Raw genomic sequence first — 22690 nt, forward strand, 5'->3', positions numbered from 1 at the left:
ACCCCTTCTATTTTGCGTCGCTGTAATGAACCTCTTTCTCAATGATAATTTCCTTATCACGTGTAACTTTATACGCTCCGCTTTGTCCTTCTTCTAATTTAAGTGAAATGTCTTTTTGTATTGTTTCCGTAATGGGGAACTCTTCGATAGGGCTCGTCATCGTTTTATCTTTGTCTTGAACATAAATGCGAATCATCTGCTCAACCGGTTTAGGTTCGATTTCATTTTCAGGATCATTCTCTGCGTCGGAATCGTCTCCTTCACCAGGGTCGGGTTCAATTACTTCAGGTTCGGATTCAATTACTTCAGGTTTATATTCGATTGTCACATTTCGGATATATAACCTCGTGGATTTTTCCTTCTGTCCTTTTGATACGACTACTTCCACTTTTCCACCTTTTTCAATGCTACTTCCCGCAACTGGATTTTGAGAAATGACTTGCCCTGCAGGTAAGGTGTCGTGATACTCTTGTTTTCCAGCCTCAATATTGAATCCAGATGTTTTTGCATACTCCTTCAGTTGGTCGTTATCGAACCCTACTATATTACCAACCGTTCGCATATCTTTCCCTTTGCTAACAGTAAACACTAAATCTGTTTCACTCGGAACTACATCCGTACCCGGTTCATGACTTTGTTCTAAAATGGTTCCCTCAGGCTCATCAGAAAATTCTTCTTCCGATTTTACACTTTTAAAATCGAAGTTTTCCAGAAGTTCAGTAACTGACGAGTACTCTCGTTTCCTATAATCGAGAAGGGTCATCTCTTCTTTTCCCGTACTAATATAGAGGGTAACTGATGAACCTTCTTCCCTTTCTATTCCAGCCTCAGGCATTGTTCTAATCACATCTCCTGCATCGACATCATTGGATGGCTGCGCAGTTCTTTCATCGACCTTAAAACCCTTTTCAACGAGCAAGTCTTCCGCGGCTTTTTCTTCCATTCCAGCTACCTCCGGAATTTCGACCATTTTAGGTCCTAGCACGCCCGGAATCTGGGATAAAAGTAATAATAGAATTATCACGCCGAAGACGCCTCCCACGATGAATGGCCACTTTTTACGTTTTTTCTTAGGCAATGGAGGTTGTTCTGACTCAACCGGCTCGATTTTCTTCGTTATTTCAATATTATCAAATTTTGGTGCTTCATTTACAATCGGAATAGCCCGTGTATGATCGTCGTCAAATACAATTTCGAATTTCTTCTCATCAGCACGTTCTGGTAATAGTACGGTGCTTAAATCATCATACATTTCATCCGCTGAATCATAACGATATGTGGCATCTTTCATAGTAGCCTTTAAAATAACGTTTTCCACACTTTGTGGAATCGTTGGGAACAGCTTCTTTACAGATGGTGTTTCTTCCTGTAGATGTTTCAATGCAATCGCTACTGCTGTATCGGCCGAAAACGGTAATTCGCCTGAAAGTAATTCATAAAATACGATCCCCAACGAATAAATATCTGATTTCTTTGTTGCCATTCTGCCGCGTGCTTGTTCAGGTGACAAGTAGTGAACGGTTCCAATGACAGAGTTTGTTTTTGTATGGGCTGTTGCGCTCAGTGCCATCGCAATGCCGAAATCAGTAATTTTCACATCCCCATCTGAATCCATTAGAATGTTCTGGGGTTTAACATCTCGATGGATGATTCCATTATGATGGGCATTCGCCAAGGCAGACACAATCTGCTGCATAATTGGTAAAGCCTGTTCAGGCGTTAAAGGACCATTATCTTTAATAAACTGTTTCAAAGTCTGCCCTTCAATATACTCCATCACAAGGTAGTGAAGTTCGTCTTCTTCACCAACATCAAATATGTCGACAATATGAGGATGTGTAAGACTAGTTGCGGATAGTGCCTCACGTTTAAATCTTCTTTTTAAAGCCTCTTCATTGGCAAAATCATAATTGAGCACCTTGATTGCGACATCGCGATCTAAAATGACATCATGTGCAAGGTAGACTTTTGACATACCACCCTCACCGATGTTTCTAACAATTTCATATCGCCCGCCAATTCTTTTCCCGATCATGGATTAGTCGCCTCCACTCCGGTCGGATCAATCAAAATGACAGTTATATTATCTTCTCCGCCCATGTCGTTCGCGTAGTTAACAAGATCTTCCGCCTTCTTACATAACGTAGAATTTGATAGGACCATTTTTCGTATGGAATCATTGTCGATTTTATTACTAAGACCGTCCGTGCAAATGAGGACGAACATTCCATCGTCCAGCTCAAACGAATAAAGGTCCGGTGTTATTGTTTTTTCAGAACCGATTGCTTTCATAATCCAGTTCTTTCGTGGATGGGACGCTGCCTCCTCTTCGGTAATTTCACCGCTGTCAAGGAGTGCATTGACGTAGGAATGGTCCCTGGTCACTTGCCGTATTCCTTTATCTTCGATTGTGTATACACGACTGTCTCCGGTATGCGATACAAGACAAGTACGACCGCGAATTAAAGCCGCCTCAAGTGTAGTACCCATCCCTTTATACTCTTCATTTTCAGACGCCTGTTTGTAGATTATCTCGTTCACATGAATGATGGCCTTCTGAAGCCACTCCGCCCAGTTCTCTTCCGCATTAAAAGTTGAACTATCCAATTTCATGAATTGTTCTCCAATAACTTTGACCGCAGTCGAACTGGCATAGTCACCTCCACGATGGCCACCCATGCCATCTGCGGCTACAGCAAGAATAATCCCCCCAGGAAGTGTGTATACCGCTGCACTATCTTCATTGACCGTTCTTTTCTTACCAATGTCAGTCAAGACTTCAAATTGCAATGTCCATCTCCCCTTTTTCACTCGAGTCCCTCTGTTTATTTAACTTTCTTTCGGAAAGCTGCAACAAAAAATCCATCGCTACCAAAATGTTGCGGTAGCACTTGTAGTGTATTGTCTTCAATCGCTAATTTCTCATTACCAATCAATTGTGTCAACGGAATCTTTTCCATGTCTGGATGACGTGTAAGGAAACGTTCTGCCATCCCCTGGTTTTCGGAATATTCCACGGTACATGTACTGTAGACAATTACCCCATCCGGTTTTATCAATTCGCGAGCCGTGTCGAGAAGGTCCGATTGAATAACTGTTAACGCATCAAAGTCTGCTTTCGTTTTGTTGTATTTGATTTCAGGTTTTCTACGAATAACACCGAGACCACTGCAGGGAGCATCGACGAGAATACGATCGAACGAAGCCAAGTCATAAAGATCCGTCAATTTCCGACTGTCACCGCTTAATGCTTTGATGGATGATAAACCAAGTCTTGTTGCATTCGCTTCAATAAGCTTCAGTTTATGTTCATGAAGATCATGTGCGAATACTTCTCCTTCGTCATTCATCTTTTCAGCTATATGGGTCGTCTTACCTCCAGGCGCTGCACACATATCAAGTACTTTCATGCCAGGCGATAAATCTAGAGCCAGGATTGGAAGCATTGAACTTTCGTCTTGGATAGAGATAAGCCCTTTTTTATAGGTTTGTGTATTGGCGAGATTTCCACTCTCGGAAATGATGCACTCCGCAACTACTTCACCTCTTCTAACTTCGATTCCTTCCGATTCAAGTAAAGCAACTACTTCTTCCGTGGTTGCTTTTGCTGTGTTGACACGCACCGTCATCGCCGCCGGATGATTGTTTTCATGCGCCATCACAGCTGCTTCTTCCTCACCAAATTGCTCAATCCATCTCTTAATAAGCCATTCGGGATGACTCGTTTCTATCGATGTCTTCAGACTACTGTCTTCCATATCATCCAGTGAAAGGACACCTTTTCGTAACACTGAACGAAGAATACCATTCACTGTTGGTGCAATCCGTTTGTGACCACGTCTTTTTGCAATTTCCACTGCCTCATGGACAACCGCATGCGGAGGGATTTTCGTCAAATAGACAATTTGGTATAACGATAACCTAAGAAGTTCTCGTACCCAGCCGTCCAGTTTTCCGTGAACAAAAGGTTCAAGATAGTAATCGAGCGTCATCCGATGTTGGAGTGTGCCGTAAGTCAATTCTGTTAACAGACCACGATCTTTGGTCTCAATACCATACTTTTCAATTGTTCTGTGAAGCAACAGATTGCTATAAGCCTGATGGTCGTTTATTTCCATCAATATTGAAAGAGCCGCATCGCGGACATTGCCATTCCATATTTTCTTTTTAGGTCTAGTATTCACTCGAAACGATCCCCTTTACTCCATTTAGATCCGGTCCCTCGAATGAATTCATCCGCAGGCATCCGTTTTTTTCCGGCTGGCTGAAGATCCGTTAAAGCTACAGCTATATCATCGCCGGCTTTTACAATAATGCGATTGCTCTCAATGTCTATAATTGTACCAGGCAACGCATTGTCGTTCGATTGTACTTTCTCACTCCACCAAATTTTAACACTTTCCCCTTGGAAAGTAGTATAAGCAACCGGCCACGGATGAAGTCCACGAATTTTATCATAGATTGCTTTTCCATTTTGGGACCAGTCAATCCGTTCCTGCTCGCGGGAAATATTGCGTGCAAATGTTACAAGTGATTCATCTTGAACAGTTTGCTTATTTGTACCATTCAATATGGAGGGCAACGTTTCTTTAAGAAGCTCCGTTCCTGCCACCGATAATGCTTTGAACATACTCCCCGTGTTGTCCGTATCTGAAATGGGGACATTCACTTGAGATATAATATCGCCTGCATCGAGTTTTTCAACCATATACATAATTGTGACACCCGTTTCTGTTTCACCGTCCATGATGGCTTGGTGAATCGGTGCTCCACCGCGGTATTTTGGCAGTAATGAGGCATGTACGTTAATGGAGCCGAGTCGTGGAATTTCTAACAGTTCTTTAGGTAAAATCTGCCCAAATGCTGCAGTTACAATCAAATCCGGTTTGAGTGCGATTATTTCCTCGAGCTCGGCTGAACCTTTCAGTTTTTCAGGCTGAATGACTGATAGTCCGAGTCGAAGTGCCTCAGCTTTAACTGGAGGAGGTGTTAAAATCCTTTTTCGTCCAACAGCTCTATCCGGCTGAGTAACAACCGCTGCGATTGTATGTCCTTCTTCATAGAGCATTGTCAGAACTGCTACCGAAAATTCGGGTGTTCCCATAAAGACAATTTTGGTCATTGATTTCCACCTCCGCTATTTAGTGACTCATCTTCATCTTCTTCTTCAAGTACCAATTCTGATGGGTCAACAATACGAATAATTTTAGAGTTGAATAATACGCCATTTAAATGATCTATTTCATGTAGGATGGCACGTGCCTCATAATCTTCTGCCTCTAGCTCGTATAGATCGCCGTTTCGTTCTTGTGCCTCTACACGTACAAAAAATGGTCTTTCCACTTCGCCGAATAAGTCAGGGAAACTAAGACAGCCCTCTACCTCTATTTCAGAGCCTCCGATTGCAGTCACAACAGGATTTATCATTTCAATGACTTCCTGCCCTTCGCCCATATCGACAATTGCTACACGGACAGCTTCGCCAATTTGCGGTGCTGCAAGACCAATTCCATCTGCATCCACCATTGTGTCGTACATATCATCGAGTAGCTTGTAAAGCTTCTTATCAAATTTTTTTACTTCTTTACATTGTTGTAGAAGAACCGGAGCCGGATGCTTCACAATTTTACGTATAGCCAAAACTATTCCTCTTTTCTATCTATGGTGTCTGAATCAATTTCATAATAGAGGATTTTGTCTTAAAATCCGAACAAGGTTGATTGTAACGAGAGGCGGACGCTTTCCGTTACAATCAACGAAAATCCATGCAAATGAATATTTGATTAAGAAATTTCGTTTACGTTAGAGTTTTCAATTAAAATAAACAATTATGATATTGACTCATCTAAAAATTTTTATATTGGGGATAATTCAACTTAGAGATTCCTCGTTAAGCTTTTGATCCGTCCAGCTACGCTTTTGTTTAGTCCAGCTACGAGTGCCAGATGCTCGGGTCATAAGTTGGTCCGGCTGTGCGGCTAAAGAACGCCGCGTCGCCAGCCCACCTTATGCCTGTCGCATCTAGGCGGCACTCTACGCTTTTGTTTAGTAAATAGACGCGGGTTCTACGTCAACCGTCATTGTCAGACCTGATTTTATCCAATCCGTACGGTAGTATTTAATGAGCTGTTGGAGCGTTTCTGTTAACTTGGGCTCTTTTTTATATTTTATCAAACATTGGTAGCGATATCGATTGTTAACTCGACTAATGGCGGCTGCAGTCGGTCCAATGACGACAGTATCTGCAGACAAATTGGCTTTCAAATAGCGTGCACCTTTATCCGCAAAGTCAGCTACTTTCAATAAATCCTCATGTGTGAACTGAACGAGTGTGACGAAATAGAAAGGCGGATAGCCATATTGTCTTCTCGCGGCCATTTCCATATTGTAAAACGGTTCATAATGTTGGGCTTTGGCCAAATCAATTGCATAATGTTCAGGAGAATAGGTCTGAATGAACACCTCTCCAGGCAATTCATGACGTCCGGCACGTCCACTCACCTGCGTCATCAGTTGAAAGGTTTTTTCTGCGGCACGAAAATCGGCTAGATGCAGTGTTGTATCCGCCGCGAGGACTCCTACTAGTGTGATATTAGGGAAATCAAGCCCTTTAGCAATCATTTGCGTACCGAGCAGAATATCGGCATTCCCTTCACTGAACTGCCTGAGCAACCGTTCATGCGAACCTTTTTGTCTTGTTGTATCTACGTCCATTCGAAGGACTCGTGCTTCGGGAAACAGTTTTGCAATTTCTTCTTGGGCTTTTTGAGTCCCTGTTCCAAAAAATCGTATATGTTCACTTTTACACTCTGGACAAACTTGTGGGACGCGTTCTTCATGACCGCAATAATGACATTTCAGCTGTTCATGTGCACGGTGGTAGGTGAGCGAGATATCACAGTTTGGACATTCGACAACTGTACCGCAATCTCTACACAGAACGAATGATGAAAAGCCGCGCTTGTTAAGAAACAGAACGATTTGTTCTCTTTTCTCCAATCGTATGCGGATTGCCTCGGCAAGTGGCAATGAAAACATCGAGCGGTTACCTAACTTCAATTCTTCTCGCATATCAACTACATTTACTGTAGGCAGGGCTTGATCTCTCGGTCGTTTAGTCAGCGTCAGCAGTGTATATACACCTTTTGATGCCCTTGCATATGACTCCAATGAAGGCGTTGCACTGCCGAGAACGACTGGACAATTGTAATATTTCGCGCGTCTGATGGCTACATCCCTAGCATGGTAGCGTGGGGTATCATCTTGTTTATAGGTTGACTCATGCTCTTCGTCTAAAATAATGATGCCTAAATTTTCGAAGGGTGCAAATACCGCCGACCTTGCACCGACGACTACTTTTACTTCCCCTCGTTTTATCTTTCGCCACTCATCGTATTTTTCACCTGCAGACAACCCGCTGTGCATAACTGCGACTAACGCCCCGAAACGCGCAAGAAATCGGGATGTCATTTGCGGTGTTAACGCAATTTCCGGTACAAGGACGATTGCCTCTTTGCCTTTATCCAACACACGTTTAATAGCCTGTAGATACACTTCTGTTTTACCGCTACCCGTCACTCCATGAAGTAGGAATGTCTCAGCATGTTGTTCATCTGAAGCAGTTGAGATGTGATCAAGGGCAATTTGCTGCTCACTCGTCAACTGCTCCGGAATTGCCGTATCTTTTAATTGTGGTGCATCAGGTTCGCGATAGACTTCCGCTGATTCCTCAAAAGCTGCCCCTCTTTCAATAACCGCTTTTAAAATAGCTGGTTGAATTCCTGATTGTTCCATAAGTTGTTTCGCACTGATTGTCTTCTCAGCGCGTTCAATCATCCACTGAATCAATTCTGCTTGTTTTTTCGCTTTTAGATGAACGGAATCGTACAATTCAAGGAGTTTCTTTTCATCTGCCATACGAATCATTCGCACTTTTTTTACAGCCGTTTGCTGACCTACAGCTGTATCTACCGAAACAATTCCTTGACTCGCATAGCTTTTCAATATTTTCATAAGAGCGGATGTGTCTACTTCTTTTAGCTTAACTCGCTTCCTACCCGCTAGAAAAGCAATAAAATCTTCGTCGACGATACGTGCGAGCTCCTCGACGACAATGAACTTTTCATATTTGGCACGCATTGCGGAAGGCAGCATTACCTGTAGCGCATCTATTTCATAGGACAAAGTTTCTACTGCAAGCCATCCGGATAATTCGAGCAGTTCATGGGAAATGACAGGATCCAAATCAATAAGCTCATCAATTGGTTTCACTTTTGACAAAGCAAGGTCGCTTTCCCCTTTTAGCTTTGTTACATAACCGAGCACTTTCCTAGGTCCGAATGGTACTTTTACTCGTACTCCGGGTTCGATTACGGATTCCATTGATTCTGGAACGAGGTAATCAAACGGCCTGTCAATTGGATAAGCCGCCACATCTACAATGACTTCAGCAATCATTGAGTTGTTCACTTTCTTCTTGAATTATATTTTCCAGAAGTAGGAGCGCCAATTCTTTTTTAGGCATTGCAAGGAAAGGTTTTTGCATTCCGTATTTTGACAAGAGTGTTACGACATTTGTATCTCTTCCGAATCCCGCTTCTGGATCTGTCACATCATTAATGATTATGTAATCGAGATTTTTACTTTCCATTTTGCCCAAACCATAGTTGATTACATTTTCAGTTTCCGCAGCAAAACCGACAAGAATCTGATCTGTTTTCATTGTCCCTATCGTCTTCAATATATCAGTTGTTCTTTCAAGCTCAATGACGGAATCTCCCGCTTGCTTTTTTATCTTTTGAGCGTGAATCTCTCTCGGACGGTAATCTGCGACGGCAGCAGCTTTTATAACAATTGACGCATCATCGAATTGCCCAAGGACTGCTTCGTACATCTCTGCAGCACTTTCTACATCAATGACAGTTACACCAACCGGCTTGTCCAATCCGACAGGTCCTGAAATTAGAACGGTTTCAGCACCTAGCGCCACAGCTGCTTCCGCCATCGCATAGCCCATTTTACCGCTTGAAAAATTCGACACATATCTTACCGGATCGATTCTTTCACGTGTAGGACCAGCTGTAATTACAACTTTCTTTCCTTCAAGAGGTAGGTTTTTTTTCGTAGCAAACCGATTTTCTATCAGGTCCACAATCTTTTCTGGCTCTTCCAAACGCCCTTTCCCTACATAGCCGCATGCCAAAAAGCCAACGGACGGCTCAATGAATTTGTAGCCATCTTCGTGCAACGTTTTAATATTTCGGATAACTGCTTTATTTTCATACATGTGAATGTTCATAGCTGGAGCAATCCAAACTTCTGCCTGAGTAGCCAAAAGAGTTGTTGTTACCATATCATCGGAAATGCCATTCGCCAGTTTACCTATAACGTTCGCTGTTGCCGGAGCAACAACTACTAAATCAGCCCAATCAGCCAAGTCGATATGCGCTATAACACTAGACTCTTTCTCATCGAATGTATCAAAGTAAACATCATTCCGTGACATCGCTTGGAATGTCAAAGGTGTAACAAATTCTTTTGCAGACTCCGTCATGATGACCCTCACTGTTGCCCCGGCCTGTGATAGCTTACTAACAAGTGCAACAGCTTTATAGACCGCGATTCCGCCAGTTACACAAAGGAGGATTTTTTTATTTAACAACTTCATCTCTTCCCTTCTAAAATGACAAACTCCCAAAGAAAAACACATTTCTAAGGGAGTATCACATTTATCTATTTAGACACTAATTTTAAACCTGGAACTTTTATTACACTTCATCTTCATAAACGATAGAATCGTCCGATTTCTTTTTCGATAAAACGCCAGCAGCAACTTCTTCAAGTGCTTTGCCTACATTCTTTTTAGAGTCATAAGAAGAAAGGAGTTTAGTCCCTTCCTCCTGCATTTGACGTGCTCGTTTTGAAGCGAGTGTTACGAGTGTGTATTTTGAATCAATTTTCTCTTTTAACGAATCGATTGATGGAGTTAACATGATTTATTCCCCTCTCAGCATACCTAAATATAACTTTTCTACACGTTCTCTGCGGCAATGTTCTGCGATGACAATTGCATTAATACGTTCGCAGGCATTTGTTACTTCGTCGTTTTCCACGACGTAATCGTACAAGTTCATCATTTCAAACTCATCACGCGCTTTCAATATACGCGATGCAATAACATCGGCTTTTTCGGTTCCTCTTCCAACTAACCGATCTTCCAACTCCGACAAACTTGGGGGTGCGAGGAATATAAATAGCCCGTCTGGAACTTTTGACCTTACCTGTGCTGCTCCGACGACTTCAATCTCAAGGAATACATCTCTTCCTGCATCGAGCGTTTCATTGACATAATCAAGCGGAGTACCGTAATAATTGCCTACATACTCTGCGTATTCCAGAAGTTTACCTTCCTCGATCAACCGTTCAAATTCATCTCTAGACTTGAAAAAGTAATCAACGCCATCCACTTCGCCTTCACGTGGACTTCTCGTTGTCATCGAGATAGAGTATTCGTAGTTTGTATCCGGTTGTGTAAAAAGCTCTTTTCGAACCGTCCCTTTGCCCACACCAGATGGTCCGGACAGGACGATTAGAAGCCCACGTTTTTTATACATGCGATCCCTCTTCTTATCTAATCTGATTTACGGTGATTATTGGCATAATCAAGCCGATGTTGCACTCAATTGATTGAAACAATCTGTTCATATTATACCATATAAGGTCGTTGTAGTGCTAAAATGGGGAAAAACGATTTGAAAGAGGAATCCCTATGGCATTTGATGGTTTATTCACAACGGCAATGGTGCAGGAACTACAAGTCTTACAAAATGGACGTATTTCTAAAATCCATCAGCCTAACGCACAGGAAGTTGTATTTCTAATACGTGCAGATGGCAAAAATCAAAAACTTCTAATTTCAATTCATTCATCTTATTCACGTATCCAACTGACAGAAGAAGCAATTACAAACCCATCTGAACCTCCTTTGTTTTGCATGGTTCTTCGAAAACATCTGGAAGGTGGTTCGATTACATCTATCGGTCAATTCGGCACAGACAGGATTATCACAATGGATGTCAAGGCAAAAAATGAAATTGGGGATGAAATTAACAGAAGATTATACATCGAAATTATGGGTAGACACAGTAACTTGCTGCTTGTCGATCCGGAACGTAACATCATCATCGAAAGTATGAAACACTTGCCGCCATCGGTGAATAGTTACCGGACGATATTGCCCGGACAACCTTTCATACCCGCACCACCACAAGATAAATTAAATCCATTTACAGTCACTGAGCAACAATTTAATGAATTGTTACCTGATTTAGAAAGCGCTCGTGATGTTGTCCAGAAATTTTCTGGTTTTTCTCCGATTAATGCGGAAGAATTACTGTTCAGGTTCAAAGAAGCGAAGGCCGACAAATATTCAGTGTTCACAACTCTCCTCGCTTCATTCAATGGAGTAGGAAGCACACCAAACATTTCCGAAGTCGGGACCAAAACCATTTTCTCTGCAACTGAACTGACATACGCGGACAATAAGCTTGCACAATATAATACTCTCGGTGACTTGTTGGATAAAGTGTATTTCGCACGGGCTGAAAGAGAACGTGTCAAATCTCAAGCCGCAGACCTAGAACGTTGGCTAGACAACGAAGTAGCCAAATTGAATCTAAAAGTGAAGAAGCTTATAAAAGAAAAAGAAGCTGCCGGGAAGCTAGATACGTTTCAGCTTTATGGAGAGTTACTTACTGCAAATAGCTACGCCATTGAAAAAGGTGCAACGGAAGCAACTGTCTCCAACTATTACGATGAAGGCACTACCGTAACAATTCCGCTAGATCCTAGGAAATCTCCGATTGATAACGCGCAACGCTTTTATTCACGTTATTCAAAAGCGAAAACGGCGCTTATCATGATTGCAGAGCAACTCGAAAAAGCAGCAGAGGATATCGCTTACTTCGAAATGATAAAACAACAAGTACTGCAAGCATCCCCTATAGACATCGCAGAAATACGTGAAGAACTAGCGGAACTTGGCTTTTTAAAGGCTCGTAAGTCAAAAAAGAAGCTTAAACCGAAAAAACCAGTGCCTGAAACATTCATTTCATCTGCAGGCCTGAAAATTTCTGTTGGTAAAAACAATAAGCAAAATGATTATTTAACATTTAAGCTTGCTTCTAGAGAACAAACTTGGCTTCATACAAAAGATATACCGGGATCACACGTTGTTATCCATGACGCTAATCCCGATGATGAAACGATTCGCGAAGCAGCAATTCTATCTGCATACTTCAGTAAAGCTCGCGGTTCTTCAGCTGTACCAGTTGACTATACGGAAGTGCGCCATGTTAAAAAACCAAATGGTTCGAAACCTGGATTCGTCATCTACTTTGAACAAAAAACGATATTAGTAGACCCTGATGAAGATATAGTGATGAAACTTAAAAAATAAAAAATGCTAATTCATATGGATATTCCATGTGGATTAGCATTTTTTTACAGATTGAGCATCCGTTACTAAACGGATACCCCGTACCAAACTACTTTTGCAATTATCTCAAAGTTATTCTGATTATTGAACGGCACTACATAATCGTAAAAGTTTTCATTTGTTGACTCGGGACTTAACACAATCACTTCTTGCTGTTCAATTTTTCTGTAACGTCTGACAGCGTATTCATTGTCAACACAGTAAACAGCAATATCTCCGTCTTTTATGTCATCTTGCTCAATTATTTTTGCTACGAGTGGAGAACCATCGGGAAAAAGTAAATTCATACTATCTCCTATTACTTTGAACGCTACCAGGTTCTCGTCTTGCGCGTATTTCCCTAAAAAACTAGTTGGTAGTTTAATAAGTTCTGCATCATCGCATTCTATTCCATCTGTATGAGAAAGTACACTGGCTTTAATTGAAGGCATACATCCTAAGGCTACTGTTTTAGCTAGGGGGAAAGAGTTCCCTTTAAAGAAATATTCCATCGGAACTTCAAAGTAATTCGCCAATTGTTGTAATGCCCCCGCCCTCGGAAATTTATTGCCCTTTTCCCATTCCGAAATCGTGGCTTGACTCATTCCTATTGCGTCTGCAAGTTCTACCATTGTTATTCTATTTCTATCTCTTAATCGTTTCAACCGTCTGGAAAATAGGTCTTGTACAAAATTGTTCATGAATAGGACCTCCATTTACATCTCATACTAATTGTACATCATTTTGGAAGTGATCTTAATTTAATTCCGGAAATATAGCTTGTAGTAACTATTCCCACGACACTTGTCTTTTTATATCACTTTTAGTAATATATAATCAGTATAGAAAGGGTGAACTATGTGACATCTGAAAATGAAGTGCCATTTTACCTAATTCAAACACTTCATTCCTTACGACTGAAATATGGGATGAATTCTCCTGAACTCGCAGAAAAAATTGGTGTTAGTACAACTACATACGAAGCATGGGAAGAAGATTCTTCTAACATTTCATTTACTCAAATATTGAAATTGGAAGAAGTATTTCAAATGCCTTCGAAATATATTTTTTTCGGGAAAGATATTACTCTAAGTAATCCACGAAAGTCAAATAAATAGCTAACACAAATATTAACTGAATTGTCCCACATTAAAATTAGTCTGTCAAAGAACTACATCATGAACCTTTCCTTTTAATTAAAACGTTAAGTTGTCTTAGACTATTTCTTTAAGGGGTTGCACCATAATATGGACATTAAAAACTTTCAAGGTGACGTTAAGGTACTTATTTCAAGTATCATGCATGAACAATCGAAGCCATTTCAAACTAGCATTACAGAACTTTTAGCTTCAGCTAACGAAAATAAACTTGAAGAAGCTCTTTTAAAACAATTAGTCCCTATGTATGAACTATTAGAGATTTTAAATAAAGAAAATAAAATAAATAAACAACAGTATAACCAGCGCAGAATAGCCTTACTAAAACTTTCGCAGCTCGCAGAAGAAGTCAATATCAACCATAAAAATACCTAATAAATCTTTTTTTACAATAAATAAAGTTCACTTTTCTAGTAAATAAAAAAATGCTATTCCACATGGTGATAATCATGTGGAATAGCATTTTTTATTTTAATAGACCTGCTTTTAAATTACCATGCCAAGTAAGTAAACTTGCCATTGAATCTTTATTGATCGCACCATTGTCTTTTGCCACTTCAGCAAGTGCGCCGAAATCAGTCAGACTCTTATACGTCAATCCCGCCTTAGCAAATGTTTCATCTGCACTTTGAAGTTCATATGTAAATATCGAAACAATTCCAGTCACTTCAATTCCTTCAGAGCGCAAAGCTTCAGCAGCATTTAGGCTACTACCCCCTGTAGAAATCAAGTCTTCTATAATGACCGCCTTATCTGAATCGGCAATCTTTCCTTCAATTTGACGACTACGTCCGTGTCCTTTTGCTGTTGAACGGATATAGACCATCGGCAGTCCAAGAATGTCCGCAACCCAAGCAGCGTGTGGAATTCCGGCTGTCGCCGTTCCTGCGATGACTGTTGTTTCAGGATAATTTTCACGAATCAATTCCGAAAGCCCTTGAGCTATTTTTTTACGGCCAATTGGATCTGACATCGTCAAGCGGTTGTCACAATAGATGGGGGATTCAATACCTGATGCCCATGTAAAGGGTTCGTCAGGACTTAATTCTACCGCTCCTACATTTAACAGGATTTCAGCGACTTCTTTTTTTATCATTTCTATTTTGTCCCCTTCCAAAGTTCATTTATTTGTTCATAAGCCGCCCTTGGATCAGTCGCACCCGTAATCGCTCTACCTACGACGATATGGGTTGAACCGGCGAGACGCGCTTCATCAGGCGTTGCAATTCTTTTCTGATCATGTGCTCCGCCATCTGAAAGACGTATGCCTGGCGTGACTTTGAAGAACTTTTCTCCGCAAACATTCGCAATGGCTGTTGCCTCATGGACCGAACAAACGACACCATCGAGTCCTGCCGATTTTGACAGTTTGGCATAGTGGGAAACAGAATCTTCTAGTGAGACATGAATCAACTGCTCTTCACGAACTTGCCGCTCATCCGTTGAAGTAAGTTGTGTTACACCAATTAATGAAGGACGTGCTATCCCTGAAGGGGTCCCCTTATCAAGACCTTCAAGTGCCGCTTCCATCATTGCCTTGCCGCCAGCAACATGAACGTTTAACAGGTCAACGCCGAATCCAGCAAGCACTTCCATCGCAGACTTTACTGTATTTGGAATATCATGCAGTTTCAAATCTAAGAACACATCATATCCCAGTTCTTTTAAGCGAGCCACAACTGCAGGACCTTCTTTATAATAAAGCTGCATACCTACTTTCACATTGATGTCTCCGTCAAATGCTCTGAGAAATTCAAACGTTTTTTCGGACGAATCAAAATCGAGTGCAATAATTGGGGATGATTTCATAAACGGTGGCTCCTTCCTATTAGCTCCGAAATATGACCTATTCCTAGCTCATCTAGTTTAGCAGGCAATTGTTCAATGATTTGTGGACAAACGAATGGATTGACGAAGTTCGCTGTGCCTACTGCTACGGCACTTGCGCCCGCAGACATAAAGTCGATAATGTCAGCCGTTTCTGTGACACCGCCCATTCCGATTATCGGAATACTGACCGCTTTACTTACTTCATAAACCATTCGAATGGCAACCGGTTTAACTGCAGGGCCAGACAAACCGCCTGTACCGTTCGCAATAACGGGCCGGCCTGTTTTCTGATCAAGACGCATACCAATCAGCGTATTGATCATCGTAATTCCGTCCGCTCCTCCTGCTTCGACCGCCTGTGCAATTTCCTTAATATCAGTGACATTTGGAGATAGTTTGACATAAACCGGAACTGCAGATACTTCTTTAACCGCTCTGGTCAGTTCTCTTGCAATTTCTGGATCTGTTCCAAAAGTGATGCCACCCGCCTTAACGTTTGGACAAGAAATATTGAGTTCAAGTGCTTTGACGTTCGGCGCTTGGGATACAACTTTCGCTACTTCCACATAATCAGCTGTTTCTGTGCCTGCAACGTTTGCGATAATTGGAACATCAAACTGCTCTAGCCATGGCAATTCGCCTTCTAAAACACCCTTCAATCCCGGATTTTGCAATCCAATTGCATTCAACATACCAGATGCTGTTTCAGCTACACGCGGCGTTGGATTACCGAGCCTTGTTTCAAGTGTAGTTGCTTTGATCATAATCGCACCAAGTATTGACAAATCATATAGCTGACCATACTCTTTACCAAACCCGAAACAACCGGAAGCAGGCATAATTGGATTTTTTAATGACAAACCTGGTAATTCAATAGATAATCGATTCATATTGCCACCACCCCTGCCGGGAAAACAGGACCATCTGAACATACTTTAATATATGCTTTTTCGGACCCTTCCGTTGTTTGACAAACACATGCGAAACAGGCTCCAATGCCGCAACCCATTCGCTGCTCGAATGATAGAAATCCTTTTTTCCCTACATACATCTTTTGCACTGCTTCAAGCATCGGCATTGGACCGCAGCTGTAATACGTCGAGAACTCATTATCAAGTTCTGACATAACATTTGTTACAAATCCTGCCGTTCCCTGTGAGCCGTCAACAGTCACGATATGTGTTTCACCAAGCTGGTTGAATTCCTCTTCGTAGAATACAACGTCCTTTGATTGGAAACCTAAGACGTGCGTGCATTTCACACCTTCAGCTGTTAATTGTTTCGATAGCTCATATAACGGAGGTACACCTATTCCTCCCCCGATTAAAATAGCTGTCTCACCAGACGCCGTTTCTTTGACTGGAAAACCGTTGCCTAGAGGACCGAGTACATCAATTTTATCATCAGTTCGTTTCTCTGAAAGAATTGTAGTCCCACGGCCTTCAGCGCGATAAATAATGGTCATTTCCCCAGTAATGTGGTCTATGGAAGCGATTGAGATTGGACGTCTTAACAGTGGTTCAAATGAATCAGATACTCGAATGTGAACAAACTGGCCCGGGGAAGAAATTTCCCCGACCAACTTACCTTTTAACGTCATTTCAAATATATTATGAGCTATTTGTCGTTGTGAAGTTACCGTCATTCGATCTTGTAAGATCATATAGTCTCCTCCACTTTCCCCATTTCCTCAGTTTGGAATGTCATCGATTCAATGACACGCAACATTGCATCTGCTGTATCAAGTGAAGTGAAACAAGGAATTCCATTTTCAACTGATTCACGGCGAATTCTAAAGCCATCACGTGCGGGCTGTTTCCCTTTAGTCAGTGTATTGATAATAATTTGGGCTTTTCCTTTTTGAATAACATCCAGAAGCGTTGGTCCTTCTGAACCGATTTTCCCAATTGTTTTCACTTGGATCCCTGCGTTTTCTATAACAGAAGCTGTACCTGACGTTGCCAAGATACGATAACCTATATCCGTAAAGCGCTTCGCAATGCTGACTATCTCTTCTTTATCTTTGTCCGAAACAGTCATTATAACGGAACCATATTCTTTTATTTCCATTCCTGCCGCAACAAGACCTTTGTACAAGGCTTTTTCAAGTGTAATGTCTTTACCCATAACTTCTCCAGTTGACTTCATTTCAGGTCCGAGTGTGATATCAACACGTCGTAATTTCGCAAATGAGAAGACGGGTACTTTTACGTAGACGCCTGACGGTGCCGGAGCAAGTCCATCTTTATAACCTTGTTCGATAATTGATTGACCCAGAATTGCTTTTGTTGCAATGTTAGCCATCGGAATGTTTGTAATTTTACTTAGGAAAGGAACCGTTCGGCTTGACCGTGGATTCACTTCAATTACGTATACTTGCCCTTCCGATATAACGAACTGGATATTGAGAAGACCAATTATTCCAAGTCCTTTTGCAAGGCGAGTCGTATAATCAGCAATTGTTTCTAGCTGAGAAGCCGATAAGTTTTGCGGCGGGAATACGGCAATCGAGTCACCGGAGTGAACGCCTGCACGTTCAATATGTTCCATAATACCTGGAATTAGTACATTTTCTCCGTCACATATTCCATCGACTTCGATTTCAGTTCCTGTCAAGTAGCGATCGACGAGTACGGGATGGTCAGGACTCGCTTCAACAGCATGCTCCATATAATAAAGCAGTTCCTCTTCGTGGTAAACAATCTCCATCGCACGTCCTCCCAAAACATAGGAAGGCCTTACAAGTACGGGATAACCGATTTCATTTGCAATCGCGACAGCTTCTGGTACTGAAACAGCTGTTTTTCCAAGTGGCTGTGGAATTCCAATTTCACGCAGTGCACTTTCAAACTTATTGCGATTTTCCGCACGGTCCGTATTTTCCAACGAAGTTCCTAAGATTTTCACTCCGCGCGCTTCAAGACCAGCTGCTAAGTTGATAGCTGTTTGTCCACCGAATTGTACGATGACTCCTTCAGGCTGCTCAAGATCAACGATGTGCATTACATCTTCGATTGTCAGTGGCTCAAAGTATAATTTGTCCGAAATCGAAAAGTCTGTCGACACCGTTTCGGGATTGTTGTTAATAATGATTGCTTCATAGCCAGCTTCTTGAATTGCCCAAACAGAGTGGACCGTTGCATAATCGAACTCTACGCCTTGTCCGATACGAATCGGGCCCGACCCGAGAACTATGACACTCTTTTTATCCGATTTAATCGATTCATTTTCATCCTCGTACGTGCCGTAAAAATAGGGCGTATCCGATTCAAATTCGCCAGCACAAGTATCGACTTTTTTATAAACTGGAATAAGGCCATGCTCTTTCCGCCAGTCGTATACTACTCGCTCGTCTGTGTTCCACAGTTCTGCAATCGTTACATCTGAGAAGCCCATACGTTTTGCTGTACGTAAAGTTTCATAATGGAAAGGATTTCCCTTTACTTCGACTTCAAATTGCACGATTTTTTGAAACTTGCGAAGGAAGAATGGGTCAATTTGACTCCACTCGTTAATCGTTTCAACTGTTGCGCCCCTACGGAATGCTTCACCAATGAAGAACAAACGCTCATCACCTGCACGACGAATTCGTTTTTCAATCCACTCGTCAGTCATCGTCGCCCCATTTTTCAATGACAAGCCGAATTGGCCAGTTTCTAGCGAGCGAACTGCTTTTAAGATTGATTCTTCGAATGTACGACCAATTGCCATTACTTCGCCAGTTGCTTTCATTTGTGTGCCTAGGTTCCGTTTAGCAGATTCGAATTTATCAAACGGCCAGCGTGGAATTTTTGTCACGATGTAATCGAGCGTTGGTTCGAAACATGCGTATGTCGTCCCTGTTACTGGATTCATCATTTCGTCGAGCGTGAGTCCAACCGCGATTTTTGCAGCGATTTTTGCGATTGGATAGCCCGTCGCTTTAGACGCTAGCGCAGAAGAACGGCTAACGCGAGGATTCACTTCAATAATGTAATAGTTGAAGCTAAATGGATCGAGTGCAAGTTGGACATTACATCCGCCTTCGATTTTCAGCGCTCGAACAATTTTCAATGACACATTGCGCAGCATCTGATTTTCTCGATCTGTCAATGTTTGAAGTGGAGCTGCAACAATTGAATCACCTGTGTGAATCCCAACAGCATCTACGTTCTCCATATTACAAACAATAATTGCATTGTCCGCAGAATCTCGTACCACTTCATATTCAATTTCCTTGTAGCCTGCAATAGACTTCTCTAACAAACATTGCGTAACTGGACTGTATTTTAAGCCGCCTGTGACGATTTCATCGAGATCTGAATCGTTATAACAGATTCCTCCGCCAGTTCCACCCAATGTAAATGCAGGACGAACGATAACCGGATAACCGATTCTTTCAACAAGTGCATACGCCTCTTCAAGGTTGTGGATAATATCACTATCAGGTACAGGTTCACCTAATTCGTTCATCAGTGAACGGAATAAGTCACGGTCTTCTGCTTGGTGTATTGCATGAAGCTTTGTCCCGAGAATCTCAATGTCGAGTTCATCCAAAATACCTGAATCGTGTAGCTCAATCGCCATGTTAAGACCCGTTTGTCCACCTAATGTAGGTAGAAGTGCATCCGGACGTTCTTTTCGAATAATACGGCTAACAAATTCGAGTGTAAGGGGTTCAATATATACTTTGTCTGCAATCTCTGTATCCGTCATTATCGTAGCAGGATTCGAGTTGATAAGAATAACGCGATAACCTTCTTCTTTCAATGAAAGACATGCTTGTGTTCCGGCATAGTCAAATTCCGCCGCCTGTCCGATAACAATGGGACCTGATCCAATTACTAATATAGTTTCAATATCTGTACGTTTAGGCATTGAAATTCTCCTTTCGGCTGCTCGTATTCATTAATTCCATAAATCTGTCAAAAAGATGTTTCGAGTCTTCCGGTCCTGGTGATGCTTCCGGATGAAACTGAACGGAAAATGCAGCGTATTTTGTGCTTTTCACGCCTTCAACTGATGAGTCATTAAGTGCTTTATGTGTCACTTCAAGGCCAGTACCCACGAGTGAATTTTCATCTACTGCATAGCCATGACTTTGAGATGTCAGTTCTGTACGACCCGTCGTTAAATCTTTTACTGGGTGATTGCCACCCATATGGCTGTTTTTCAATTTCACTGTCTGTGCTCCGCAAGCTATGGCAAACAGCTGATGACCCAGGCCGATTCCGAAGATTGGGGCTTTTCCTAACAGTTCTCTTATTGTTTCAACCGTGCCCTCTACATCTTCCGGATTACCTGGCCCGTTTGACAACACAATACCATCTGGTGATAATGCAAGGATTTCTTTTGTCGAAGTGTTATAAGGTACTACAATCACGTCGCAATCTCTATCGTTTAATTCACGTAAAATACCATGTTTCATGCCGTAATCGATTAGGATAACACGCTCTCCACGGCCAGGGCTTGGATACGGTTTTTTCGTTGAAACGCGGGCAACTAGATCTGTAGGCAAAGTATAAGATACGGCTTGCTCAACCATTTCTTGCACGTTCACTTGTTCCCCAGCAGCTGTCAAAATACCTTTTAGTGACCCTTTGTCTCGCAACAGCCTTGTTAATTTACGAGTATCGATACCTTGGATTCCAGGAATACCTTTCATCGTCAGCAGTTCGTTAAGTGTCATGATACTGCGGAAGTTAGACGGTTCTTCTGCCAGTTCACGGACAACTACGCCGCTTGCCGCCAGTTCAATTGACTCGTAATCGTCTCGGTTAATACCGTAATTACCGATAAGTGGGTAAGTCATAACAATAATTTGTCCTGCACCTGATGGGTTCGATATGGCTTCTTGATAACCTGTCATTCCTGTTGTGAATACTGTTTCACCGATTGAGGCTGCATCGGAACCAAAAGCAATTCCTTCAAAAATTGTACCGTCTTCTAAAATGAGCATTCTTTTTTTCATCATTGTCCATCCTCCCAGACTACTTTTCCACCGTATATTGTTTTCACCGGCCACCCTGTACATGTCCAACCGTCAAATGGCGTGTTCTTGCCATTTGAGACAAATGTCGTCCGGTCTATTTTTTCTTCCTTATTCAAATCTAGGAACACTAGATCTGCAGTAGCACCGACTTCGATTTTCCCATATGGCAATCCGAAGACATGAGCAGGTTTTTTTGTCATCCAATCGATGAGTTGTTGCAATGTCCATATTCCTGTTTTTACAAAGTTCGTATAAAGAAGCGGGAAAGCTGTTTCAAATCCTGTAATACCGAATGGTGCTTTTGCAAAGCCCGCTGCTTTTTCTTCAGCGGTATGTGGTGCATGATCTGTTGCGATGAAATCGAGCGTTCCATCAAGCAATCCTTCGCGCAATGCGATGAGATCCTCTTTTCCACGTAGCGGTGGATTCATTTTCCAATCAGCATTATCTCCTGGAATATCGTCTTCTGATAGAAGAAGGTGATGCGGACTTACTTCTGCAGTAACATGTATACCTGCTTTTTTCGCATCACGTATAACCCTAACAGATTCTTTCGTACTGACATGACAAACATGATAATGAGCGCCTGCTGCTTCAGCCAGTAAAATATCCCGCGCGATATGGACCGATTCCGCTATTGAAGGGATGCCAGGGAGACCGAGCTCCTTATTGCGTTTCCCCTCATGCATTGCGCCTCCGTAGATGAGCGTATTGTCTTCACAGTGAGCAACAATTGCCATTCCGATTTCGGCAGCATCTTGCATCGCTTCATACATCATTCCTGCCTGTTGCACCCCAACACCGTCATCTGTGAATGCAAATGCGCCATATTCTTTCAATTCCGCAAGATTCGTGCGTTCTTTTCCGGCTTCCCGAATTGTAATGGAAGCGTATGGAAGGACTCGAATTAGTGATTTCTGAGCTATCAACTCATTGACGAAAGTCAGATTTTCTTTTGTATCCGGAACCGGCCTAGTATTCGGCATTGCACAGATTGTCGTGTAACCGCCTTTTGCTGCTGCTAGCGTACCACTTTCAATTGTCTCTTTATGCTCCCCGCCTGGTTCCCGTAGATGCACGTGGACATCAATGAAACCTGGTGCTAGTAAAAGTCCTTGTCCATCGATGATTTGTGCACTCCCGGCATTTAGCTCCTGACCTATTTCCGAGATTTTATCATCCGTCATTTTTACATCTGTCGTAATAAGTTTTCCGTCTTCGTTAAGCATCTGAATCCCTTTAATCAGTTTCTCCAAG

The 22690-nt window shown here is 42.0% G+C and carries 20 protein-coding genes; 3 read left to right on the top strand and 17 right to left on the bottom strand.

Features of this window, described 5'->3' with window-relative positions; translation table 11 throughout:
- Positions 1–7: 7 nt before the first annotated feature.
- The 9 genes from pknB to gmk all read right to left on the bottom strand — a co-directional run bounded on the left by pknB (position 8) and on the right by gmk (position 10613).
- The gene (pknB, locus tag AC25Y6_RS03685) at positions 8–2035 is read right to left on the bottom strand and encodes a Stk1 family PASTA domain-containing Ser/Thr kinase (protein WP_488142088.1); all 2028 of its coding nucleotides are present in this window, start codon (positions 2033–2035) and stop codon (positions 8–10) included.
- Positions 2032–2790: a Stp1/IreP family PP2C-type Ser/Thr phosphatase gene (locus AC25Y6_RS03690; protein ID WP_488142089.1), complete on the bottom strand. Its 759-nt coding sequence runs from the start codon at positions 2788–2790 to the stop codon at positions 2032–2034. Before AC25Y6_RS03690 ends, pknB begins: the two co-directional genes overlap by 4 nt.
- 35 nt (positions 2791–2825) lie before the next feature.
- A complete protein-coding gene (gene rsmB, locus AC25Y6_RS03695) occupies positions 2826–4184 on the bottom strand; it encodes a 16S rRNA (cytosine(967)-C(5))-methyltransferase RsmB (protein WP_488142090.1) in 1359 nt (452 codons plus the stop codon).
- The gene (fmt, locus tag AC25Y6_RS03700) at positions 4181–5122 is read right to left on the bottom strand and encodes a methionyl-tRNA formyltransferase (RefSeq protein ID WP_488142091.1); all 942 of its coding nucleotides are present in this window, start codon (positions 5120–5122) and stop codon (positions 4181–4183) included. The genes rsmB and fmt overlap by 4 nt, the downstream gene beginning before the upstream one ends.
- Entirely contained in the window at positions 5119–5640 is a 522-nt protein-coding gene (def, locus tag AC25Y6_RS03705) for a peptide deformylase (protein ID WP_488142092.1), read from the bottom strand. Before def ends, fmt begins: the two co-directional genes overlap by 4 nt.
- Before the next feature lie 405 nt (positions 5641–6045).
- The gene (gene priA / locus AC25Y6_RS03710) at positions 6046–8457 is read right to left on the bottom strand and encodes a primosomal protein N' (protein ID WP_488142115.1); all 2412 of its coding nucleotides are present in this window, start codon (positions 8455–8457) and stop codon (positions 6046–6048) included.
- Entirely contained in the window at positions 8447–9667 is a 1221-nt protein-coding gene (coaBC, locus tag AC25Y6_RS03715) for a bifunctional phosphopantothenoylcysteine decarboxylase/phosphopantothenate--cysteine ligase CoaBC (protein WP_482103921.1), read from the bottom strand. Before coaBC ends, priA begins: the two co-directional genes overlap by 11 nt.
- A gap of 100 nt (positions 9668–9767) precedes the next feature.
- Positions 9768–9992, bottom strand: a complete 225-nt coding sequence (rpoZ, locus tag AC25Y6_RS03720; protein ID WP_482100390.1) for a DNA-directed RNA polymerase subunit omega — start codon at positions 9990–9992, stop codon at positions 9768–9770.
- 3 nt (positions 9993–9995) lie between these two features.
- A complete protein-coding gene (gene gmk / locus AC25Y6_RS03725; RefSeq protein WP_482103920.1) occupies positions 9996–10613 on the bottom strand; it encodes a guanylate kinase in 618 nt (205 codons plus the stop codon).
- A gap of 155 nt (positions 10614–10768) precedes the next feature.
- Between gmk and AC25Y6_RS03730 the strand changes: the two genes are divergently transcribed.
- Positions 10769–12457, top strand: a complete 1689-nt coding sequence (locus tag AC25Y6_RS03730; protein WP_488142093.1) for an Rqc2 family fibronectin-binding protein — start codon at positions 10769–10771, stop codon at positions 12455–12457.
- Positions 12458–12522: 65 nt separating this feature from the next.
- On the opposite strand, the gene AC25Y6_RS03735 is transcribed toward AC25Y6_RS03730, so the two are convergent.
- A complete protein-coding gene (locus AC25Y6_RS03735) occupies positions 12523–13176 on the bottom strand; it encodes an XRE family transcriptional regulator (RefSeq protein WP_482103918.1) in 654 nt (217 codons plus the stop codon).
- Between the two features lie 159 nt (positions 13177–13335).
- On the opposite strand from AC25Y6_RS03735, the gene AC25Y6_RS03740 reads away from it, so the two are divergent.
- A complete protein-coding gene (locus AC25Y6_RS03740) occupies positions 13336–13593 on the top strand; it encodes a helix-turn-helix transcriptional regulator (protein WP_482103917.1) in 258 nt (85 codons plus the stop codon).
- A gap of 129 nt (positions 13594–13722) precedes the next feature.
- Positions 13723–14007 carry a hypothetical protein gene (locus AC25Y6_RS03745; RefSeq protein ID WP_482103916.1) on the top strand — a complete coding sequence of 95 codons (285 nt, stop codon included), beginning with the start codon at positions 13723–13725 and terminating at the stop codon, positions 14005–14007.
- A gap of 91 nt (positions 14008–14098) precedes the next feature.
- On the opposite strand, the gene pyrE is transcribed toward AC25Y6_RS03745, so the two are convergent.
- From pyrE to AC25Y6_RS03780, 7 genes are read right to left on the bottom strand one after another with little or no spacing between them, the layout of a single operon-like run.
- Entirely contained in the window at positions 14099–14728 is a 630-nt protein-coding gene (gene pyrE / locus AC25Y6_RS03750; protein WP_482103915.1) for an orotate phosphoribosyltransferase, read from the bottom strand.
- Between the two features lie 2 nt (positions 14729–14730).
- Positions 14731–15441 carry an orotidine-5'-phosphate decarboxylase gene (gene pyrF / locus AC25Y6_RS03755; RefSeq protein WP_482100383.1) on the bottom strand — a complete coding sequence of 237 codons (711 nt, stop codon included), beginning with the start codon at positions 15439–15441 and terminating at the stop codon, positions 14731–14733.
- Positions 15438–16352, bottom strand: a complete 915-nt coding sequence (locus AC25Y6_RS03760) for a dihydroorotate dehydrogenase (protein ID WP_488142094.1) — start codon at positions 16350–16352, stop codon at positions 15438–15440. The genes pyrF and AC25Y6_RS03760 overlap by 4 nt, the downstream gene beginning before the upstream one ends.
- The gene (locus tag AC25Y6_RS03765; protein WP_488142095.1) at positions 16349–17125 is read right to left on the bottom strand and encodes a dihydroorotate dehydrogenase electron transfer subunit; all 777 of its coding nucleotides are present in this window, start codon (positions 17123–17125) and stop codon (positions 16349–16351) included. The genes AC25Y6_RS03760 and AC25Y6_RS03765 overlap by 4 nt, the downstream gene beginning before the upstream one ends.
- Complete coding sequence (carB, locus tag AC25Y6_RS03770) at positions 17122–20319, bottom strand: carbamoyl-phosphate synthase large subunit (RefSeq protein ID WP_488142096.1); 3198 nt, start codon at positions 20317–20319, stop codon at positions 17122–17124. The genes AC25Y6_RS03765 and carB overlap by 4 nt, the downstream gene beginning before the upstream one ends.
- Positions 20312–21412 (bottom strand): carbamoyl phosphate synthase small subunit, encoded by a 1101-nt coding sequence (locus tag AC25Y6_RS03775; protein WP_488142116.1) that lies wholly within the window; start codon positions 21410–21412, stop codon positions 20312–20314. Before AC25Y6_RS03775 ends, carB begins: the two co-directional genes overlap by 8 nt.
- Positions 21412–22689: a dihydroorotase gene (locus AC25Y6_RS03780; protein ID WP_488142097.1), complete on the bottom strand. Its 1278-nt coding sequence runs from the start codon at positions 22687–22689 to the stop codon at positions 21412–21414. The genes AC25Y6_RS03775 and AC25Y6_RS03780 overlap by 1 nt, the downstream gene beginning before the upstream one ends.
- Between the last annotated feature and the right edge of the window lies 1 nt (position 22690).

This window comes from Sporosarcina sp. Y1004 (genome assembly GCF_057669665.1).